An 18,070-nucleotide genomic window follows, 5' to 3' on the forward strand; every position below is an offset into this window, starting at 1 on the left:
AGTATGGACACTACAGACAAAAAAACAATAAAAGGAGGCGAATTCTTAATTTCCGAAACGACTTATCAGGATGTATTTATCCCAGAGGAGTTTGATGAAGAACAGGTGATGATTGCGCAGACTTGCCGTGATTTCCTGACGGCAGAGGTATTCCCGAATCTGGACCGCATTGATGCGCAGGAAGAGGGTTTGATGCAGTCGCTTTTGGAAAAAGCAGGTGAGTTGGGTATTTTAGGTGTTTCCATCCCCGAAGAATTCGGCGGCTTTGGTAAAAACTTCAATACCTCCATGCTGGTTGCCGACATTATCGGCGCGGGGCATTCGTTTGCTGTGGCTTTGTCTGCCCATACTGGAATTGGTACCCTGCCGATCCTGTACTATGGAAATGAAGCGCAAAAGGCGAAATACATTCCGAAATTAGGAACGGGTGAATGGAAAGCTTCTTATTGCTTAACAGAACCGAATGCGGGATCTGATGCAAACTCCGGCCGTACAAAAGCCAAACTTTCTGAAGATGGAAAACACTACATCATCAACGGGCAGAAGATGTGGATCACCAACGGTGGTTTCGCTGATATCTTCATCGTGTTTGCGAAAATTGATGATGACAAGAACTTAACGGCCTTTATTGTAGAACGTGATTTCGGTGGCATCACCATGAATCCGGAAGAACACAAAATGGGTATTAAAGGTTCTTCAACCCGCCAGGTGTTCTTTAACGATTGCCATGTGCCAGTTGAAAACATGCTTTCCGATCGTGAAAATGGATTTAAGATAGCTGTAAACATTCTGAATATTGGCCGTATCAAACTTGCCGCTGCTGCTATTGGCGCTTCAAAAAAGGTGATTGATCATGCGATCAACTACTCCAATGAACGTGTACAGTTTGAACGTGTGATATCGAAATACGGTGCAATCAGACATAAACTTGCTGAAATGGCAACAAAGGTTTACGCTGTGGAAAGTGCAGCTTACCGTGCGGGGCAGAATATTGATGATGCCTACGATGCACTAGTTGCCGGCGGTATGGATGCAAGTAAAGCAAAATTGAAGTCCACGGAGCAGTTTGCTGTAGAATGCGCAATCTTGAAAGTTTGGGGTTCTGAAGCATTGGACTATGTGGTGGATGAAGGTGTGCAGGTTTATGGCGGTATGGGCTTTTCAGCCGATGCACCGATGGACCGTGCCTACCGCGATGCCCGTATCAATCGGATTTTCGAGGGTACAAACGAAATTAACCGCCTGCTTACTGTCGATATGATGTTGAAGCGTGCGATGAAAGGGGAGTTAGACCTGATGACGCCTGCAACGGCAGTCGCATCTGAACTGATGTCTATCCCGGATTTCGGTGAGCCAGATGATACCTTGTTCGCTGCGGAGAAGAAGATCATTGAAAATCTTAAAAAAGCAACCCTGATGGTCGCTGGATCTGCAGTTCAGAAACTGATGATGAGCCTTTCCAAAGAGCAGGAGATTTTAATGAACATTGCCGACATGGCCAGTTACGTATATGTAGCAGAATCGGCCATGTTGAGAACCGAGAAGTTGGTGAGCCTGCGTGGTGAAGCAGCTTGCGAAGGCCAGTTGAACATGATGCGCATATACTTTGTAGAAGCAGTGGAAGCTGTTGCAAAGGCTGGTAAAGAAGCACTATGGGCCTTTGGTGAAGGTGATGAGCTACGCATGATGCTTGTAGGCTTACGCAGATTTACGAAAATGGAACCATTTAACGTGAAAGCGGCAAGACAAGCAGTTGCGCAAGAACTCATTGCAGCAAACAAATACTGCTACTAATCAGCGATAAAGGCATACGCTCCGCCGTCCTGCATGAATTTGCAGGGCGGTTTTTTGTTTGTTGTTAAAAAAGGTTAAAAATTGTTCTCTCGCATATAAAAGACTATTTTTGCTGATATGTTCAGAAATGCCCTTTTTCTTGCTTGTGCCGTCCTATGCGTAGTGATGTCGTCATGCGGTGATGTGGTAGAATATAACCAAAAGATGCAACTTGAGGTGGACGTGGATTCCATTGATCGCTTCATCAGTAAAAACAACCTCACTTTTACCAGGCACCGAACTGGTTTGTACAGCCAGATTTTACAAGCTGGAGGAGGGGATTATGAAATTGAAGCAGACGATGACATCCTGGTAAACTACACGGGCAAAATGCTTAACGGCGTAATTGTTGAACGGGGCGACTCTGTGAAGTTGAAGTATTCCGGAATGATTGAAGGTTGGAGAGTAGGGCTGCCTATGATTAAGCCAGGTGGTTCGATCAGACTGCTGATTCCTTCAGCGCTGGCTTATACCGATAAACAAGTTGGCTTAATTCCACCAAACTCAAACCTGGACTATGTGATTGTACTGAGAGCGATTTACCGTAAAGGCCAATTATTGCCCGGCACGATGCCTAATGACCCGGATGGTGATCCTGCAACCAATGATGGCGGTGGTGTAACGCTTGAACCTGACTACTAAAAATACAATTTAAATAAATGATGTTAAAAAAGTTATCTCTATACGCTGTTGCCATAGTTGGCGCGATTACCATACTGAGTTCATGTGAGAAAGAATATGAACCAATCGAAAGCATCGACGACGCTAAGCTTACGCAATACATTACCAGTAAAAATCTGCAGGTTACAAAAGACCCTTCTGGTTTTTACTACGAAATCGTAAATCCTGGTGTGGGCGAAAAAACCTACGACCGCCTGGACTCCGTTTTATACAACTTTGAAATTAAGTCTCTAGACGGCAAAAGCTATTATAACACAACCATGGATGCAGCCAACATTGCAACAGTGGTCGGTTTTTCTGATAAAATCATTCTAAGCAAATCAATTCCCGGCATCAGAACATCCATCATGGCTTTGAAACCTGGTGGCACAGCCAACGTGTTGGTGCCTTCATACCTTGCCTTCGGTAAGAATGGAGAGACTAAGTTGAATGTTCCGTCAAATGAGTCGTTATTAATTGAGGTAAAAACGCTTCCGGAAACATCTCAGGCAGTACGTGATGAGAATTTAATCAAAGCATTCGTGCAGCGGAATAATCTGAATGCTACACGTGATGGCTCGGGCGTATATTATGTAATTGAAAAAGCAGGTAACGGTCAGGAGATTAATGCCGCATCTACATTGTACCCATTTTACACCGGCCGTGTACTGGATGGTGCAGAATTTCAGACCAGTAAGGATACTTCTGCAACCCTGGCTTTTAGGGGAACTATTCCAGGATGGCAACGCGTTTTACCAAATATCAAAGAAGGTGGCAAGATGAGGATGATTGTCCCTTCAGGACTAGCTTATGGTTCTGCTGGTAGCGGTAACAGCACCGTGATTAAGATGAACTCCATTCTTGACTTTGATGTTGAAATCTGGAAAGTAAAAAACTAAATGGGGCTGTCGTTTAGCGCAGCCTTGTAAACCCGGAGCATTCTGTCTCTGGCAAAAGCATGATCTACAATAGGTGGGTCATGCTTTTCTTGTTTATACTGCGGCGCCCATTTGTAGATGTAGACGTTCTTAGGATCAAACTTCTTTGCTTGCAATTCCGGATTAAACACCCGAAAGAAAGGTGCAGCGTCGTTTCCACTTCCGCAGGCCCATTGCCAGCCACCAACATTACTTGCCAGTTCATAGTCCAGCAACTTTTCGGCGAAGTAAGCCTCTCCCCAGCGCCAGTCGATCAGCAGGTGTTTCGTTAGAAAGCTCGCGACCACCATGCGCACACGATTGTGCATGAACCCGGTCTGGTTCAGCTGCTGCATGCCAGCATCCACAATGGGGTATCCTGTTCTGCCCTGGCACCAGGCCTCAAATTCTTGTTCGTTATTGCGCCATTGGATCCTGTCGTAAGCCGGCTTAAAAGCATGGTTGCGCACCTGCGGGAAGTGATACAATATCATCATGTAGAAGTCGCGCCAGATGAGCTCAGACAGCCATTTTTCCGCGAGATTGGTCAGCGCCGTTCGTGCCGCTTCGCGGATGCTTATCGTCCCGAATCGCAGGTGTAGGCCCATGTAACTGGTAGCATCATCTGCAGGATAGTCTCTCCGGAGCTCATAGCTTGCCAATTTACCGGAAAAGTCAACACCCGGAAATGTTATGTCCATGTTTTCGAAGCCCATTTCCTGCAAGCTGGGCATTGCAAAGGCGTCGGTTTTAAAGAACATCCCGAAGTACTTTTCCGTGGGATAGGCCTTAACATAGAAGTCGTTCAGCTTAATTTTCCATTGCTTGGCGTATGGTGTAAACACCGTGTACGGGGTGCCGTCTGCTTTTATAACCTCTGCTTTCTCGAAGATCACCTGATCCTTATAGGTTAAAAATGGAATTCCTTGCGCGTGCAGTAGCGCACTGATTTTAGTGTCCCTTTCTTTTGCATAAGGTTCATAGTCATGGTTGCAGTACACCCCTTTAACATCACATTCGCTAAGTACTTCCTGGAAGCTGTCTTGCGGAAGACCATACTTAACCAGCATTGAGCTGCCTAGATTCTCCAGTTGTTGCTTCACATCTTGTATGCGCCGATGGATAAAGACTACGCGTCTGTCAGCTTTGGGTAGTGGATCAAGGATGGCTTTGTCAAATATGAACAGGGGCAACACCGGGTATCCTGATTTTAGCGCGGCATGCAATGCCGCATTATCTTCTAGTCTGATGTCGCGGCGGAGCCAGCAAATGCTAATTTCTTTTCTCATGCGTATAGGTCTGCAACTGCGTCCTGTAGCAGGTTATATTTAAACTTGAATCCAGTATCGAGCACTTTTTGCGCAGAGGTATTTGTGCTGGTCAGCGCCACAATGCTCATCTCACCCATGATGGTTTGTATTAAAGGTGCCGGGACGTTAATTGGCCATACGGGCCGGCCCATAGCTTCTGCCAGCGTCTGCGTGAATGTTTTGTTGATAACCGGGGTTGGTGCAGTTGCATTAAAAATCCCATCAATGGGTTGTTCAAGTGCATGGATGTACATGTTCACCATATCATCCAGGTGGATCCAGGGCACCCATTGTTTACCTGTGCCCAAGGCTGCGCCCAGGAATAATTTAACAGGTAAAGCCATCAGTGGCAGTCCGCCTTTTTGCTTGTCCAGAATAAAACCAGTGCGGAGCTTAACGATGCGTAAGTGCTCGATGGCAAATTCATCAACTGCAGCCTCCCACTGTGCACAGCAGGTTGCAAGAAAATTATTACCAACAGTGCTTTCTTCGGTCAGTAGCTCGTCGCCCCGATTGCCATAATAGCCCGTTGCAGATGCGGAAATGATGGTTTTGACGTCGTGTTTGCTGCTGGAAAGACCTTTAAGCAATAGCTTGGTGGAGTTTACGCGACTTTCTACGATTTGCTGTTTACGCTTCTCGCTCCATCGCGCGCCCGCAATATTCTCACCGGCAAGGTGAATGATGGCAGACACGCCCTCAAAACAGGCCGTATCTATGGTTTGATCTTCAACATTCCAAAGGAACACCCGGGTGCCTGGCAGGGGCCGGGCACGCCTGCTTAAGATGGAAACCTTATAACCTTTGCTGATTAGCGCAGGTACCAGCGATTGGCCAATCATACCTGTTGCACCCGTAATTAATACCTGCTTTTCCATAATGTCATAACTATTTTGACCTTAATTGGTTTTATTTGAGGCATTTTAGTGGATAATGCTCGCAAATTCAGCTGATTTGTTTCGATTGTGTAATTATTCGCCTATCCATTTCTGCTAAGCTAAAATATCGTATATTTTTGTATAACACACAATTCCCTTCCCCTTGATGAAGTCAAAACGCATTATAGTTTGGTTTAGAAATGATCTTCGATTGCACGATAATGAGATGCTGGTTGAAGCTATTGCTAAGTCGGAATCTATTCTGCCGGTTTACTTCTTCGACCCAAGACACTTCGATCAGTTAAGTTTCCATCAATCCAGTGTGCTGCGCACGAACTTTCTCCTGGAAAGTGTAGCGCAATTGCGCCAGTCGTTTCAGAAGCTTGGCGGCGATCTGCTGATCATCCATGGCTTGCCAGAAGATCATATCGCCGATCTGGTGGAACAATATTCTATCTCTGAAGTTTACCATCACCGTGAGGTTGCACCTGCGGAGACCAGGGTGTCTGCCAATGTGGAAGACAGATTGTGGAAGATAGAAGTTAACCTAAAGCACTTTATAGGGCACACGCTGTACAATAAGGAAGATTTACCTTTTCCAATCAAGGATATTCCGGATGTGTTTACGCAATTTCGTAAAAAGACAGAGCGCGATGCCATCGTGAAGAGCTGCTTTGATGCTCCGGAAGCGATATCCTTCGTGCCAGATGTGGAATGGGGACAGCTGCCAAGCCTGGCGGATCTTTACGCAGGGCAATGCCCGGTTATTGAGGATGGTGCCGTAAGATTACGCGGTGGCGAGCAGGAGGGACTTCAGCACCTGGCTGATCTCCTAAGACCCGACTCCAGCATTTACATCAAAGTTTCAACCCGCAACTCAGATCCTTCTGGATATATCTCAGAGTTGTCGCCTTGGCTTTCCCTCGGATGCTTATCGCCAAGAATGGTTTATTGGACCATCAAAGCGGCCGAAGAACGCTATGGCAATAATCCAAACTTCACCAATCTTTTGTTAGGGCTGTTCAAACGCGATTACTTCCGCTTTATGTTCAAGAAGCATGGCGCATCTTACCTTGAAAATACCGTGTCAAAAGAAGATACAACACCGGATTCCAGCTTCGAGCAGTGGAAGCGTGGTGAAACCGGAAACGTGCAGGTAGATGCTTACATGAAGCTTCTTGCTGATACCGGTTATCTCCCGAGCTATGGCCGGGTGCTCGCGGCAACATTTCTGGTGCACGTGATCAAGACCGACTGGATGAAAGGTGCTGCGTATTTTGAAGCACAGCTTGTAGACTATACCGCATCCAGTAACTGGGGCAATTGGAAATTCATCGCTGATAGCGTTTCAGGCATGAAAAGCAAAAATGGCTTCGATGTAGACAAGTATCTTAAAATCTTGAATATTCCCGCGGTAGCCTAATCTGACGGTTTACTTCACCGTAGTGATTCACAGTCCGGTATCCTTAATCGGCTGATTAAAAGCTCGCTGAATGTTTATGCGCATAAACAAACCTGATTTTCAGTTGTTGTTTGCACGTGAGGAAATATTCAATAAGCGATATAGAAGGACTAATTGGTATTAAGGCCCATACCATACGTGCCTGGGAAATCAGGTATAATCTGGTTCCTCCCAAGCGCACAGCAACCAACATCCGGTACTATGATGAGGAAGATCTGAAAATGTTGCTGAACATCGTTGCGCTTAATGAAAATGGGTACAAGATCAGCAAGATTGCACAGATGAATAAAAAGAAGATTGCAGACCTCGTCCTGCAATTGAAAACCGACTGGAGCAACGAGTCTGTGCAGCTCATCAACCTTTCCAATGCAACCATTAAATATGATGAAGCCTCCTTTTCAAAGATCCTGGCGAGTTGCATCGCCGAGTTGGGCTTAACGAAGACGATGGACCAGGTCCTTTTTCCTTTTATGAAGAAGGTTGGCATGTTATGGCAGATCGGTGCAATTGATCCCTCACATGAGCACTTTGCCGCAAACCTCATCCGCGATCGGTTGATTGTTGAAATCGACAAGGTCCATAAACCAAAGTCAAACGACCAACGCCGTTTCCTGCTTTTCCTTCCTGGAGCAGAGCTTCACGAAACCGGCCTGCTCTTTGCAAGGTACCTGTTGAAGAGCTGCGGTCACGAAACCCTTTATCTCGGGCAGCAGATCCCTTACAGCGACCTTAAAAAAGTTATAGAAAGCTATAAACCAGATTATGCTTTAACCGTACTTACCTCTCTAAATCTTGGCAAAGACATCAATAAAATATTAGGAAAAGTAATTGAAAATCTAGACGTTCCTTTGATCGTAGCTGGAAGTTTGATCTCTGAATTTGATATTGTTGTTAATGATCAATTAAAGCCACTTAAGAATGTATGTGATTTAGTGGCGTTTCTGGAAGAAATATGAAGTATTTTACCCGTTCTTAATGGTAAAATCCTAATTTTGCATGACTTATAGCAATTGAAACACATGGATAATTTGTCTTATCTCAGCGGTGAAAACGCCGAATATATTGACTCGCAGTACCAACTTTACAAACAAGATCCACAGTCAGTAGAATTTGGCTGGCAGAAGTTTTTTGAAGGATTTGATTTTGGAAGAGAAGCATCAGGAACTTCAGGAAATGAAGTCGCACCTGAGCAATTTTTAAAAGAGGTTAATGTCTTGAACCTGATAAATGGATACCGCCAAAGGGGCCATTTATTTACCAAAACAAACCCGGTTAGAGAGCGTCGTAAGCACTTGCCAACCTTAGCGTTAGAGAATTTTGGTTTAAGTGATGCGGATCTTGATACCGTATTTAATTCCGGTGTTCAAATCGGAATTGGCGCAGCAAAGCTGTCTGATATCATTGCCTTTCTGGAACAAACCTATTGCGGATCCATCGGTGCGGAATATAAGTTCGTTCGTACCCCTGAAGTACTTTCCTGGATTGAAAAGAAAATGGAAAGTGTACGCAATACACCGAGCTTCTCTGTAGAGGAGAAGATGCGTATCCTGACCAAGCTAAACCAAGCGGTTAGTTTCGAGAATTTCTTAGGCACAAAGTTCCTGGGGCAAAAGCGTTTCTCGCTTGAAGGTGCAGAGGCATTAATTCCTGCACTTGACTCCGTAATTGAAAAAGGTTCCAACCTTGGTATTGAAGAGTTCGTGATTGGTATGGCCCACCGTGGCCGTCTGAACGTGCTTGCCAATATCATGCAGAAAACATATAAAGACATTTTTGCTGAATTTGAAGGCAAAGGTTACAGCGCAGAGTCGCCATTTGGCGGTGATGTGAAGTATCACCTAGGTTACTCTACGGATGTAACCACCAACAGCGGCAAGAGTGTACACCTGAGCTTGTGCCCGAACCCATCTCACCTGGAAACCGTGAATCCAGTGGTTGAAGGGATCACACGGTCGAAAATTGACTTCAAATATGATGGTGACAATTCCAGAATTGCACCAATCTTAATTCATGGAGATGCTTCTATCGCAGGACAGGGTATCGTTTATGAAGTTATCCAGATGGCTGGCCTTGAAGGATACAAAACCGGGGGAACAATTCACCTGGTGATCAACAACCAGATTGGTTTCACCACAAACTATAAAGATGCGCGTACCAGTACATACTGTACAGATATCGCCAAAGTAACCTTATCACCGGTTTTCCATGTTAATGGTGATGATCCGGAGGCTTTGGTATATGCTATCAACCTTGCAATGGAATATCGTCAACGCTATAAGAATGATGTTTTCATTGATATCCTTTGCTACAGAAGATTCGGTCACAACGAATCGGATGAACCGAAATTCACGCAGCCTATGCTGTACAAAATTATCGAGAAACATGCGAATCCAAGAGACATCTATATTCAGCAATTGATCAAAGAAGGCAACTTAAAGCCATCTCAGGAGAAAGAAATCGAGAAAGAATTCCGTGCGGTACTTCAACAACGTTTAGATGAAGCCAAAGCATTGGTGTCTACATACCAGGATGTAAAGTTTGGCGGTGCATGGTCAGAAATGCGTATTGCCAACCCGAACGACTTTGAAACTTCTCCAAATACTGCAGTTAAAGAAGAAACGCTTTTAGACATTGCGAAGCGCATCAGCTCATTACCATCAGACAAGAAGTTCTTCAAGAAAATTGAAAAGCTATTTGCCGAGAGAAGCAATATGGCAACCAATACCCACATCTTTGATTGGGCAATGGCCGAACAACTTGCTTACGGCAGCTTATTGATGGAAGGCAAACGTGTACGTGTAAGTGGTCAGGATGTGGAAAGAGGAACATTCTCTCACCGTCATGCGGTACTAACCCTTGAAGATTCTGAACAGGAATATGTACCATTGGCGAACCTTGGCGAAGGTCAGGCGACATTTGATATTTATAACTCACACTTATCTGAGTACGGTGTACTTGGCTTTGAATACGGTTATGCAATGGCTAACCCTAATGCATTAACCATCTGGGAAGCACAGTTTGGAGATTTCAACAACGGTGCTCAAATCATTATTGACCAGTATCTTGCAAGTGCAGAAACCAAATGGCAACGTGAAAACGGCATGGTTATGTTATTGCCTCATGGTTATGAAGGCCAGGGTCCGGAGCACTCATCTGCAAGGATAGAGCGTTTCATGGAGCTTTGTGCGGATTACAACATGCAAGTGATCAACTGTACCACACCAGCAAACTTCTTCCACGCGCTTAGAAGACAATTCAAACGCGACTTCAGGAAGCCATTGGTGGTATTTACGCCGAAAAGCTTATTGCGTCATCCTAAATGTGTATCGCCATTGGCAGATTTCACAGAAAATAAATTCCAGGAAGTTATCAATGATGTAAACGTAGACGCTGCACAGGTAAACCGCGTGTTGTTCTGCTCTGGTAAAATCTATTACGAATTGTTAGAGAAACAACAGAACGACCAGCTTAACCATGTAGCCATCGTGCGTGTAGAGCAGTTATATCCATTGCCATTGGCACAGATGGAAGCTGTTTACAAGACGTATGAAAATGCTACAGAGGCTATCTGGGTTCAGGAAGAACCTGAGAATATGGGTCCTTGGCCATTCTTGTCGCGCAAAACCAGAAAGACTTTCTTCAAAGACATCGAAGTGATTTCAAGAAAAGAAAGCAGCAGTACCGCTACTGGATTTGCAAAACAGCATGCTGATCAACAGGCATACATCATTGCGAAAGCACTGGAGGTTCCTGTAACGCAGAACGTGCGCGACATTGCAGATAAATCAGAGAGTAAAGTTTTTAATGTAGATTAAGATATAATACATCAATTATGAGTTTAGAAATAAAAGTTCCACCAGTAGGTGAATCGATCACTGAAGTAGTTTTATCACAATGGTTGAAAAACGATGGTGATGTAGTTGAAATGGACGAAGTTATTGCTGAGCTGGAATCAGATAAAGCAACCTTTGAACTTACTGCAGAGCAGGCTGGAACTTTAAAAACCGTAGCAAACGAAGGCGATACACTGGCAATTGGTGCTGTTGTATGTACAATTGAAGAAGGTGGTGCAGCTGCCCCTAAAGCGGCTCCTGCTGCTGCTGAGGCGCAACCAGCTGAAACACAAAAAACCGCTGAACCAACTGCCACTGGTAATGGTTCAAGTTATGCAACCGGTACCCCTTCACCAAGTGCAGGTAAAATCCTTGCTGAAAAAGGCGTTGATGCAGCTGCTGTTAAAGGTAGCGGTGTTGATGGCAGAATCACCAAGGAAGATGCAATGAAAGCAGAAAAAGCAGCTGAAAAGCCTGCGGCGAAACCTGCTGATAAAGCACAACCCGCTGTTGCTGCTGCACCGGGATCAAGAAGCGAAAGAAGACAGAAAATGACGCCTTTGCGTAAGACTGTTGCTAAACGCCTTGTGACCGTTAAAAACGAAACAGCAATGCTAACAACTTTCAACGAAGTGAACATGAAACCGATCATGGACCTTAGAGGAAAGTATAAAGAGCAGTTCAAAGAGAAACATGGTGTAGGTCTTGGTTTCATGAGCTTCTTCACCAAAGCAGTTTGTGAAGCTTTAAAAGAGTTTACAGCAGTAAACGCACGTATCGACGGTGAAGAGATCGTTTATAACGACTTCGTAGACGTTTCTATCGCAGTTTCCGCTCCTAAAGGATTGGTAGTTCCGGTAATCAGAAATGCAGAAAGCATGAGCCTTGCACAGATCGAGAAATCTGTACTTGAACTTGCGTTGAAAGCACGTGATAACAAATTGTCTATCGAGGAAATGACTGGCGGTACCTTTACCATCACTAACGGTGGTGTTTTCGGTTCCATGATGTCTACACCAATCATCAACGCACCACAATCTGCAATCCTTGGTATGCACAACATCATCGAGCGTCCAATTGCGGAGAAAGGCGAAGTTGTCATCCGTCCGATGATGTACATCGCTTTATCTTACGATCATAGAATCATTGACGGACGTGAGTCTGTGGGATTCCTTGTTCGCGTAAAACAACTGTTAGAAGATCCTGCACGTCTATTGTTAGGCATCTAGATCTTTATCATCCATAAACAAAAGCGGCGCACCCAATCAGGTGCGCCGCTTTTGTTTAAAGCCGTTTTTCTCTAGTTCATCTGCTTGATGTTGACATAGAAATTCGGGTCCGTTTTAAACGAATCCTTATCTACCGTGCTGTCTATCGAAATTTCCTTCCAAACCGTTGTCGGTTGTATTAAGGTATAAGAACCATCACCCTTCAACGTAACTTTCAAAGGCATGTTGAAATCTTTAACATCTGCTTTCCATTGATAAGCAAGCTTGTTGCCGCTGATCTTGTACTCGAATGTCGGAATATCCTTGTGTCGCAAATACTGATCGAAGATCTTAGACAGATTTAAACCACTCTGCTTCGCAATGTAATCTTCTATTTCTGCCGTGTTTACCGTTTTGTGGTAGAACGTTTTGTTCAACCCACGCAGAATGTTCCTGAACTTTGCGTCATCGTTAATCAGTTGCCGGATGATGTGGATCATATTGGCGCCTTTAGGATACATATCTCCAGAACCTTCCTTATTCACGTTGTATTGTCCGATGATTGGAATGTCATTAGCAATACCCTGTCTGATGCCCTGAACGTACTGGTCACCCGCGGCTTTGCCGTACAAGCTTTCCGTGAAGAGCGTTTCCGAGTAGTTGGTGAAGCTTTCATGGATCCACATATCCGCAATATCCTTCGCGGTAATGTTGTTTCCGAACCACTCGTGACCACTTTCATGCACAATGATAAAGTCGAACTTCATGCCCCAGCCGGTGCCAGAAAGGTCGCGCCCCAGGTATCCTTTCTTGAACTGATTACCGTAAGCAACTGCACTTTGGTGTTCCATACCCAGGTGGGGTGCCTGCACCAGCTTGTAGCCGTCTTTGTACCATGGGTACGGTCCGAACCAATGTTCAAAGCTCTTCAGCATGGGTTTCACATCCGCATCCCAGTGCGCACGCGCCTTAACGCTATCCTGTTTAAGCGCCCAGTAGTCGATCGTTAAAGGACCTTCTTCACCCTGATAAGTATCTGTCCAATGCGAATATTTCCCGATGTAAAAACTCACGTCGTAGTTGTTGATGGGGTTTGCAACAAACCAATTGTGCTGCATATAGCCATCAGGCTTCTCCACGCGACTTCTCAGGCGGCCATTGGAGATTTCCTGCAAGTCACGCGGTGCGGAAATGCTGATCATCATGCTATCCACCTCATCACTTTGATGGTCCTTATTTGGCCACCAGCTGCTGGCACCAAGACCTTGACAAGCCACGGAAACAAAAGGGTCACCGGCGGAATCTTTTCTAAAAATGAAGCCACCGTCCCATGGTGGTCTGTTGGCCACCTGTGGTTTTCCGGAATAGTAAACGGTAAACTCACCCTTGCTGCCCTTCTTAATCGGCGCGGGGAAAGTCACAAACACTGCATTGAATTCCCGGGTAAAGGGAAGCTCCTTGTTCTTATAAACCACGCGTTCCACCTTCAGGTTGGCAAACAGGTCAAACTGGAGCTTGCTGAAGTTCTCAGCGGCGGTAAATACAAACTTGTTACTGCCGGATACGGATCGCTCATCAATATCAATCTTCACATCCAGGTGGTAGTAGTTGATGTCGTAGCAGGTTCTTAGGGGGGTAAGCATGCCTCTAAGCGTATCTGCGCGGGTGTTTTCTTCGCCCTTATGCAGCGTTTGCGCGCAAGTGGAAGCCTGAATCAAACAGGCGAGCGCCAATGCGCTTAAAGTTCTCTTGAACATAACATTCATTCTCATTCGGTATTAATTTCTATCGGTACTAATTCTTTATGCAGTTTCCAATTTGCGCTTTAGGCGCATACCTGCCGTTAAACTAATTAAAACAGTTACAGCCACTTCGAAAATAGTTAAAACAACATCAAAACAGTTAAAACTACTTTAAAACAGTGACAACTAACGATGATGGGTTCTTTGCATCATGGTAAATGCGGTGCGTTGCCTTCTGGAAATCAGAATCCTGCGCATTGTAGATGTCCACGAACTTCTGTGGATTTCGATCCACCAATGGGAACCAGGAGTTCTGCACCTGAATCATGATCCTGTGACCTTTCTTGAAGGTATGACCAACATCTGGCAGCGTGTAATTTACATCTGTGATTTGCCCCGGCACAAAGGCTTCCGCCTTTTCAAAGCTGTTGCGGAATTTACCACGCATAACTTCTCCGCGCACCAGCATCTGGTAACCGCCCATCAGAACATTATTGCTGTTCGGCTGTGGTGCTGCTGCATCCTCAGGATAAACATCAATCAATTTAACAACATAGTCGGCATCTGTTCCGGTAGTCGAAACCTTCAGTTTTGCCATTAAGGGACCTGTTAAGGTAATGTCTTCCGTAAGCACATCAGACTGGTAAACCTGCACATCCGGTCGTCTTGCCGCAAAACGCTGATCATCGATCATGTATTCACGGGTTCTTCTTGGTTGCACACCGTCCTGGTAAGGCACCGGCTTGTTCGGGTCACTAACATACTCGTCAAAGCTGTCCTGCGCAGCAGGTGCCTCAAAGCTCAGTTTGCCATTGGCATGGAAGTATAAGGTCTTGTTCTCCACATCTTTCGGCGGCCAGCTTGCAAACTTCTTCCATTCATTGCTACCGGTCAGGAAGATCGTCGCCTCCGGAATGTCCGCCGCAGGTGCAGCCTTCAGGTAATGCATAAAGAAAGGGAACTCTACATTGTTCTGGTACCAGGTGCTGGTCGGCTGCCCGAAGTCGATGTCGTTAAAACGCTCACCGGTTCCTCTTGCCCAACCACCATGGAACCATGGTCCCATAACCAGCCTGTTATTCGCTTTTGCATCTTGTTGCTCAATGGCCTGATAGGTTGCTAAAGCGCCAAAGGTATCCTCTGCATCGAAGAAGCCACCTACGACTAAAACTGCCGGTTTAATGTTCTTCAAATGGGTACGAATGTTACGTGCTTTCCAAAAATCATTGTAAGTGCCATTCGCCATCAAATCATTCCAGAACTTGATGCTGTCGCCAAAATATTTCTCTTTAACGTTTTTCAGCGCACCTATGCTTAGGTAAAAACGGTAGTTGTCCTCAATTGGGAATTTAAATGGCTGTGGACCTTTGTCCGGCGTAATCGGCTTCGGCCTTGGCACCCCGAAGCTTGAATAAAAGTTAAAAGCATCTGTTAAGAAGAATGCACCATTATGGTGGAAGTCATCACCCATAAACCAGTCCGTAACCGGTGCCTGAGGTGAAACCGCTTTTAATCCCGGATGCGCGCCTGGTAAAGACGCTGTAGAGTAAAATCCTGGATAGGAGATCCCGTAAATACCGGCCTTGCCATTGTTTCCATCAATATTTTTAATCAACCAATCTATGGTGTCGTAAGTATCAGAACTCTCATCAATCTGGGTCTTTCCTTTTTTGTTTGCCAAATGCGGTCTAACATCCACAAACTCGCCTTCACTCATCCATTTACCACGTACATCCTGATACACGAATATGAACCGCTCTTTAAGGAAGAGGGAAGAAGGACCTAGGCTGGTTTTATAATCGTTTTCACCATACGGACGCACCGTATAAGGGGTTCGGTTAATCATAAAGGGGTACTTGCCTTTTGCTTTTGGAATGTAGATCGATGTGAAAAGCTTCACGCCGTCCCGCATCGGGACCATCCGTTCGATCTTCGTGTAATGCTCCCGCACAAAGGCAGAATCTGTCTGTGCAAACAGCACCGATCCGATACAAAGGATCAGTAAAGTCAGTAGTAGTCTGGTTATTTTCATGTTTGTTGGTTTTCGGGATATGGTTTTGCCAATATTCTTAGGTTAAACTTACAAAAAAAGGTGCTTATTAGCCCATTGTCATACTTTTGTGATCTGCAACAGGCATAAAAAAGTAAAATCGTAACTTTGAAGCCTACATAGCGCTATGCATAAAAACAAATGGAGTCTGTCTTACCTCGAATCCCTGCTGCCTTTCCGGTTCCTGTCACTGGTAAAGTTTGGTTTCACGGGTATGTCGGGCCTGGTCATCGATTTCTCGGTCACCTGGCTCCTGAAAGATGAACTGCATTTGAACAAATTTCTTGCAAATGCTGCGGGCTTTACTGCGGCAGTGATCAGCAACTACGTGATTAACAGGCTTTGGACCTTCAGCGAACGCGAAAAAACGAAAGTAAGCAAGCAGTTCGCTTCTTTCCTGATGGTATCGCTAATCGGCCTGGTGCTCAATTCCGGTTTTCTCTATCTTTTCCATGAACATCTTGCGCTAAATTTCTACCTGAGTAAAGCCATTGCGATCCTCCTGGTGTTCTTCTGGAACTTCAGCGCCAACTACTTTTTTGTTTTCAAATCTATAAAGTAGCGCCGCCAAAGGCGAAATCAAATCGCCACGTCCAGGAAACGTCCATTGCTTTTACATTGCGGTGCCAATTAAGGCCTTGCTAATGCCGAATTTCTTTTCAGGTTTCTTAACTTTGGGGCATAAAAAAATTGATTATGCAATACGACGTAGTAGTTATAGGTTCTGGTCCTGGTGGTTATGTAAGTGCCATAAGATGTGCTCAGTTAGGCTTAAAAACAGCCGTAATAGAAAAATATAATACTTTTGGTGGAACCTGCTTAAACGTAGGCTGCATTCCGTCGAAAGCGTTGTTAGACTCTTCGGAGCATTTTCACAATGCTGCGCATACATTCACTACGCATGGCATTGAACTGAAAGATCTTGTGGTGAACATGCCACAGATGATCGCCAGAAAAAATGACGTAGTTGCCCAGAATACTGCGGGTATAACGTATTTATTCAAGAAAAATAAAATAGACACCTTTGAAGGTTTAGGTTCCTTCGTAGATAAGAATACCATCAAAATCAAGAAAACGGATGGCACAGAAGAGCAGGTTACGGCTAAAAACGTGATCATTGCGACTGGTTCAAAACCAACAAGCCTGCCTTTCCTGCCTGTTGACAAAAAGAGAATCATTACCTCAACTGAAGCCCTGAACATCACGGAAGTTCCAAAACACATGGTTGTTATTGGCGGCGGCGTAATCGGATTGGAGCTTGGTTCTGTATATGCTCGTTTAGGCACCAAAGTTTCTGTTGTTGAATTTATGCCAAGCATCATCGGAACGATGGATGCTGGTTTAGGTAAAGAATTACAACGTGTGCTGAAGAAATCTTTAGGCATGGAGTTCTTCATGAACCATAAAGTTACCGGTGCAAGTGTTGAAGGTGATGTCGTTACCGTTACTGCAGATAATGCAAAAGGGGAGCAGGTGAAGTTTGAAGCAGATTACTGCATCGTGGCCGTAGGCCGTACCGCGTACACTGAAGGACTAGGCCTGGAGAACATCGGCATCAAAACCGAAGACAGAGGCAACAAGATCCCGGTAAATGAACACTTAGAAACCAGCGTAGCTGGCGTTTACGCGATTGGTGACGTGATCAAAGGTGCTATGCTTGCGCATAAGGCGGAAGACGAGGGTGTGTACGTTGCAGAGCATATCGTTGGTCAGAAACCACACATCAATTACAACCTGATCCCTGGTGTGGTTTACACGTGGCCAGAAGTTGCTTCAGTAGGTTATACCGAAGAGCAGTTGAAAGCAAGCGGTACCAAATACAAAGCCGGTTCATTCCCATTCAAAGCGAGTGGTCGTGCAAAAGCGAGCATGGATACTGATGGTTTCGTGAAAGTGCTTGCAGACGCAACTACAGATGAAATCTTAGGTGTACACATAATTGGCCCACGTGCTGCAGACATGATTGCTGAAGCTGTTGTTGCCATGGAGTTCCGTGCTTCTGCAGAAGATATCGCAAGAATCTGCCACGCACACCCAACTTATACCGAAGCGCTTAAAGAAGCTGCAATGGCCGCAACTGAAAACAGAGCGATCCACATTTAATACAACTTCAGCCTCCAATAGAAAGTACTACATAAAAAAAAGAGGTTGCTCATTCGAGCAACCTCTTTTTTTTA

13 protein-coding genes are annotated in these 18,070 nt (G+C 45.1%); 9 read left to right on the plus strand and 4 right to left on the minus strand.

Features of this window, described 5'->3' with window-relative positions:
- The first annotated feature begins 3 nt into the window (after positions 1 to 3).
- The 3 genes from IEW69_RS11655 (at position 4) to IEW69_RS11665 (ending at position 3,392) form a co-directional block, all read left to right on the plus strand.
- Positions 4 to 1,794 carry an acyl-CoA dehydrogenase FadE gene (locus IEW69_RS11655; protein ID WP_188627032.1) on the plus strand — a complete coding sequence of 597 codons (1,791 nt, stop codon included), beginning with the start codon at positions 4 to 6 and terminating at the stop codon, positions 1,792 to 1,794.
- 117 nt (positions 1,795 to 1,911) lie between these two features.
- On the plus strand, positions 1,912 to 2,475 hold the full coding sequence (locus IEW69_RS11660) for an FKBP-type peptidyl-prolyl cis-trans isomerase (protein WP_188627033.1): 564 nt from the start codon (positions 1,912 to 1,914) through the stop codon (positions 2,473 to 2,475).
- Between the two features lie 17 nt (positions 2,476 to 2,492).
- The gene (locus IEW69_RS11665) at positions 2,493 to 3,392 is read left to right on the plus strand and encodes an FKBP-type peptidyl-prolyl cis-trans isomerase (protein WP_188627034.1); all 900 of its coding nucleotides are present in this window, start codon (positions 2,493 to 2,495) and stop codon (positions 3,390 to 3,392) included.
- On the opposite strand, the gene IEW69_RS11670 is transcribed toward IEW69_RS11665, so the two are convergent.
- Entirely contained in the window at positions 3,389 to 4,699 is a 1,311-nt protein-coding gene (locus IEW69_RS11670) for a cryptochrome/photolyase family protein (RefSeq protein ID WP_188627035.1), read from the minus strand. The genes IEW69_RS11665 and IEW69_RS11670 overlap by 4 nt on opposite strands.
- Positions 4,696 to 5,598 carry a TIGR01777 family oxidoreductase gene (locus IEW69_RS11675; RefSeq protein ID WP_188627036.1) on the minus strand — a complete coding sequence of 301 codons (903 nt, stop codon included), beginning with the start codon at positions 5,596 to 5,598 and terminating at the stop codon, positions 4,696 to 4,698. The genes IEW69_RS11670 and IEW69_RS11675 overlap by 4 nt, the downstream gene beginning before the upstream one ends.
- Before the next feature lie 166 nt (positions 5,599 to 5,764).
- Here IEW69_RS11675 and IEW69_RS11680 point away from each other — a divergent pair, with 166 nt between their 5' ends.
- The 4 genes from IEW69_RS11680 to odhB all read left to right on the plus strand — a co-directional run bounded on the left by IEW69_RS11680 (position 5,765) and on the right by odhB (position 12,122).
- On the plus strand, positions 5,765 to 7,021 hold the full coding sequence (locus IEW69_RS11680) for a DASH family cryptochrome (RefSeq protein ID WP_188627037.1): 1,257 nt from the start codon (positions 5,765 to 5,767) through the stop codon (positions 7,019 to 7,021).
- A 116-nt stretch (positions 7,022 to 7,137) separates the two neighbouring features.
- Entirely contained in the window at positions 7,138 to 8,016 is an 879-nt protein-coding gene (locus IEW69_RS11685) for a MerR family transcriptional regulator (RefSeq protein ID WP_229663604.1), read from the plus strand.
- Between the two features lie 63 nt (positions 8,017 to 8,079).
- On the plus strand, positions 8,080 to 10,875 hold the full coding sequence (locus tag IEW69_RS11690) for a 2-oxoglutarate dehydrogenase E1 component (protein ID WP_188627038.1): 2,796 nt from the start codon (positions 8,080 to 8,082) through the stop codon (positions 10,873 to 10,875).
- Between the two features lie 17 nt (positions 10,876 to 10,892).
- Entirely contained in the window at positions 10,893 to 12,122 is a 1,230-nt protein-coding gene (odhB, locus tag IEW69_RS11695) for a 2-oxoglutarate dehydrogenase complex dihydrolipoyllysine-residue succinyltransferase (protein ID WP_188627039.1), read from the plus strand.
- A gap of 71 nt (positions 12,123 to 12,193) precedes the next feature.
- On the opposite strand, the gene IEW69_RS11700 is transcribed toward odhB, so the two are convergent.
- A complete protein-coding gene (locus IEW69_RS11700) occupies positions 12,194 to 13,873 on the minus strand; it encodes a M1 family metallopeptidase (protein ID WP_229663605.1) in 1,680 nt (559 codons plus the stop codon).
- Between the two features lie 136 nt (positions 13,874 to 14,009).
- Entirely contained in the window at positions 14,010 to 15,875 is a 1,866-nt protein-coding gene (locus tag IEW69_RS11705; RefSeq protein ID WP_188627040.1) for a CocE/NonD family hydrolase, read from the minus strand.
- A 145-nt stretch (positions 15,876 to 16,020) separates the two neighbouring features.
- Here IEW69_RS11705 and IEW69_RS11710 point away from each other — a divergent pair, with 145 nt between their 5' ends.
- Together IEW69_RS11710 and lpdA are read left to right on the plus strand one after the other, a co-directional pair.
- Positions 16,021 to 16,455, plus strand: coding sequence for a GtrA family protein (locus tag IEW69_RS11710; protein ID WP_188627041.1), 435 nt, complete (start codon positions 16,021 to 16,023; stop codon positions 16,453 to 16,455).
- Positions 16,456 to 16,589: 134 nt separating this feature from the next.
- Positions 16,590 to 17,996, plus strand: coding sequence for a dihydrolipoyl dehydrogenase (gene lpdA / locus IEW69_RS11715; RefSeq protein ID WP_188627042.1), 1,407 nt, complete (start codon positions 16,590 to 16,592; stop codon positions 17,994 to 17,996).
- Positions 17,997 to 18,070: the final 74 nt, after the last annotated feature.

The organism is Pedobacter quisquiliarum (genome assembly GCF_014642175.1).
GTDB lineage: Bacteria > Bacteroidota > Bacteroidia > Sphingobacteriales > Sphingobacteriaceae > Pedobacter > Pedobacter quisquiliarum.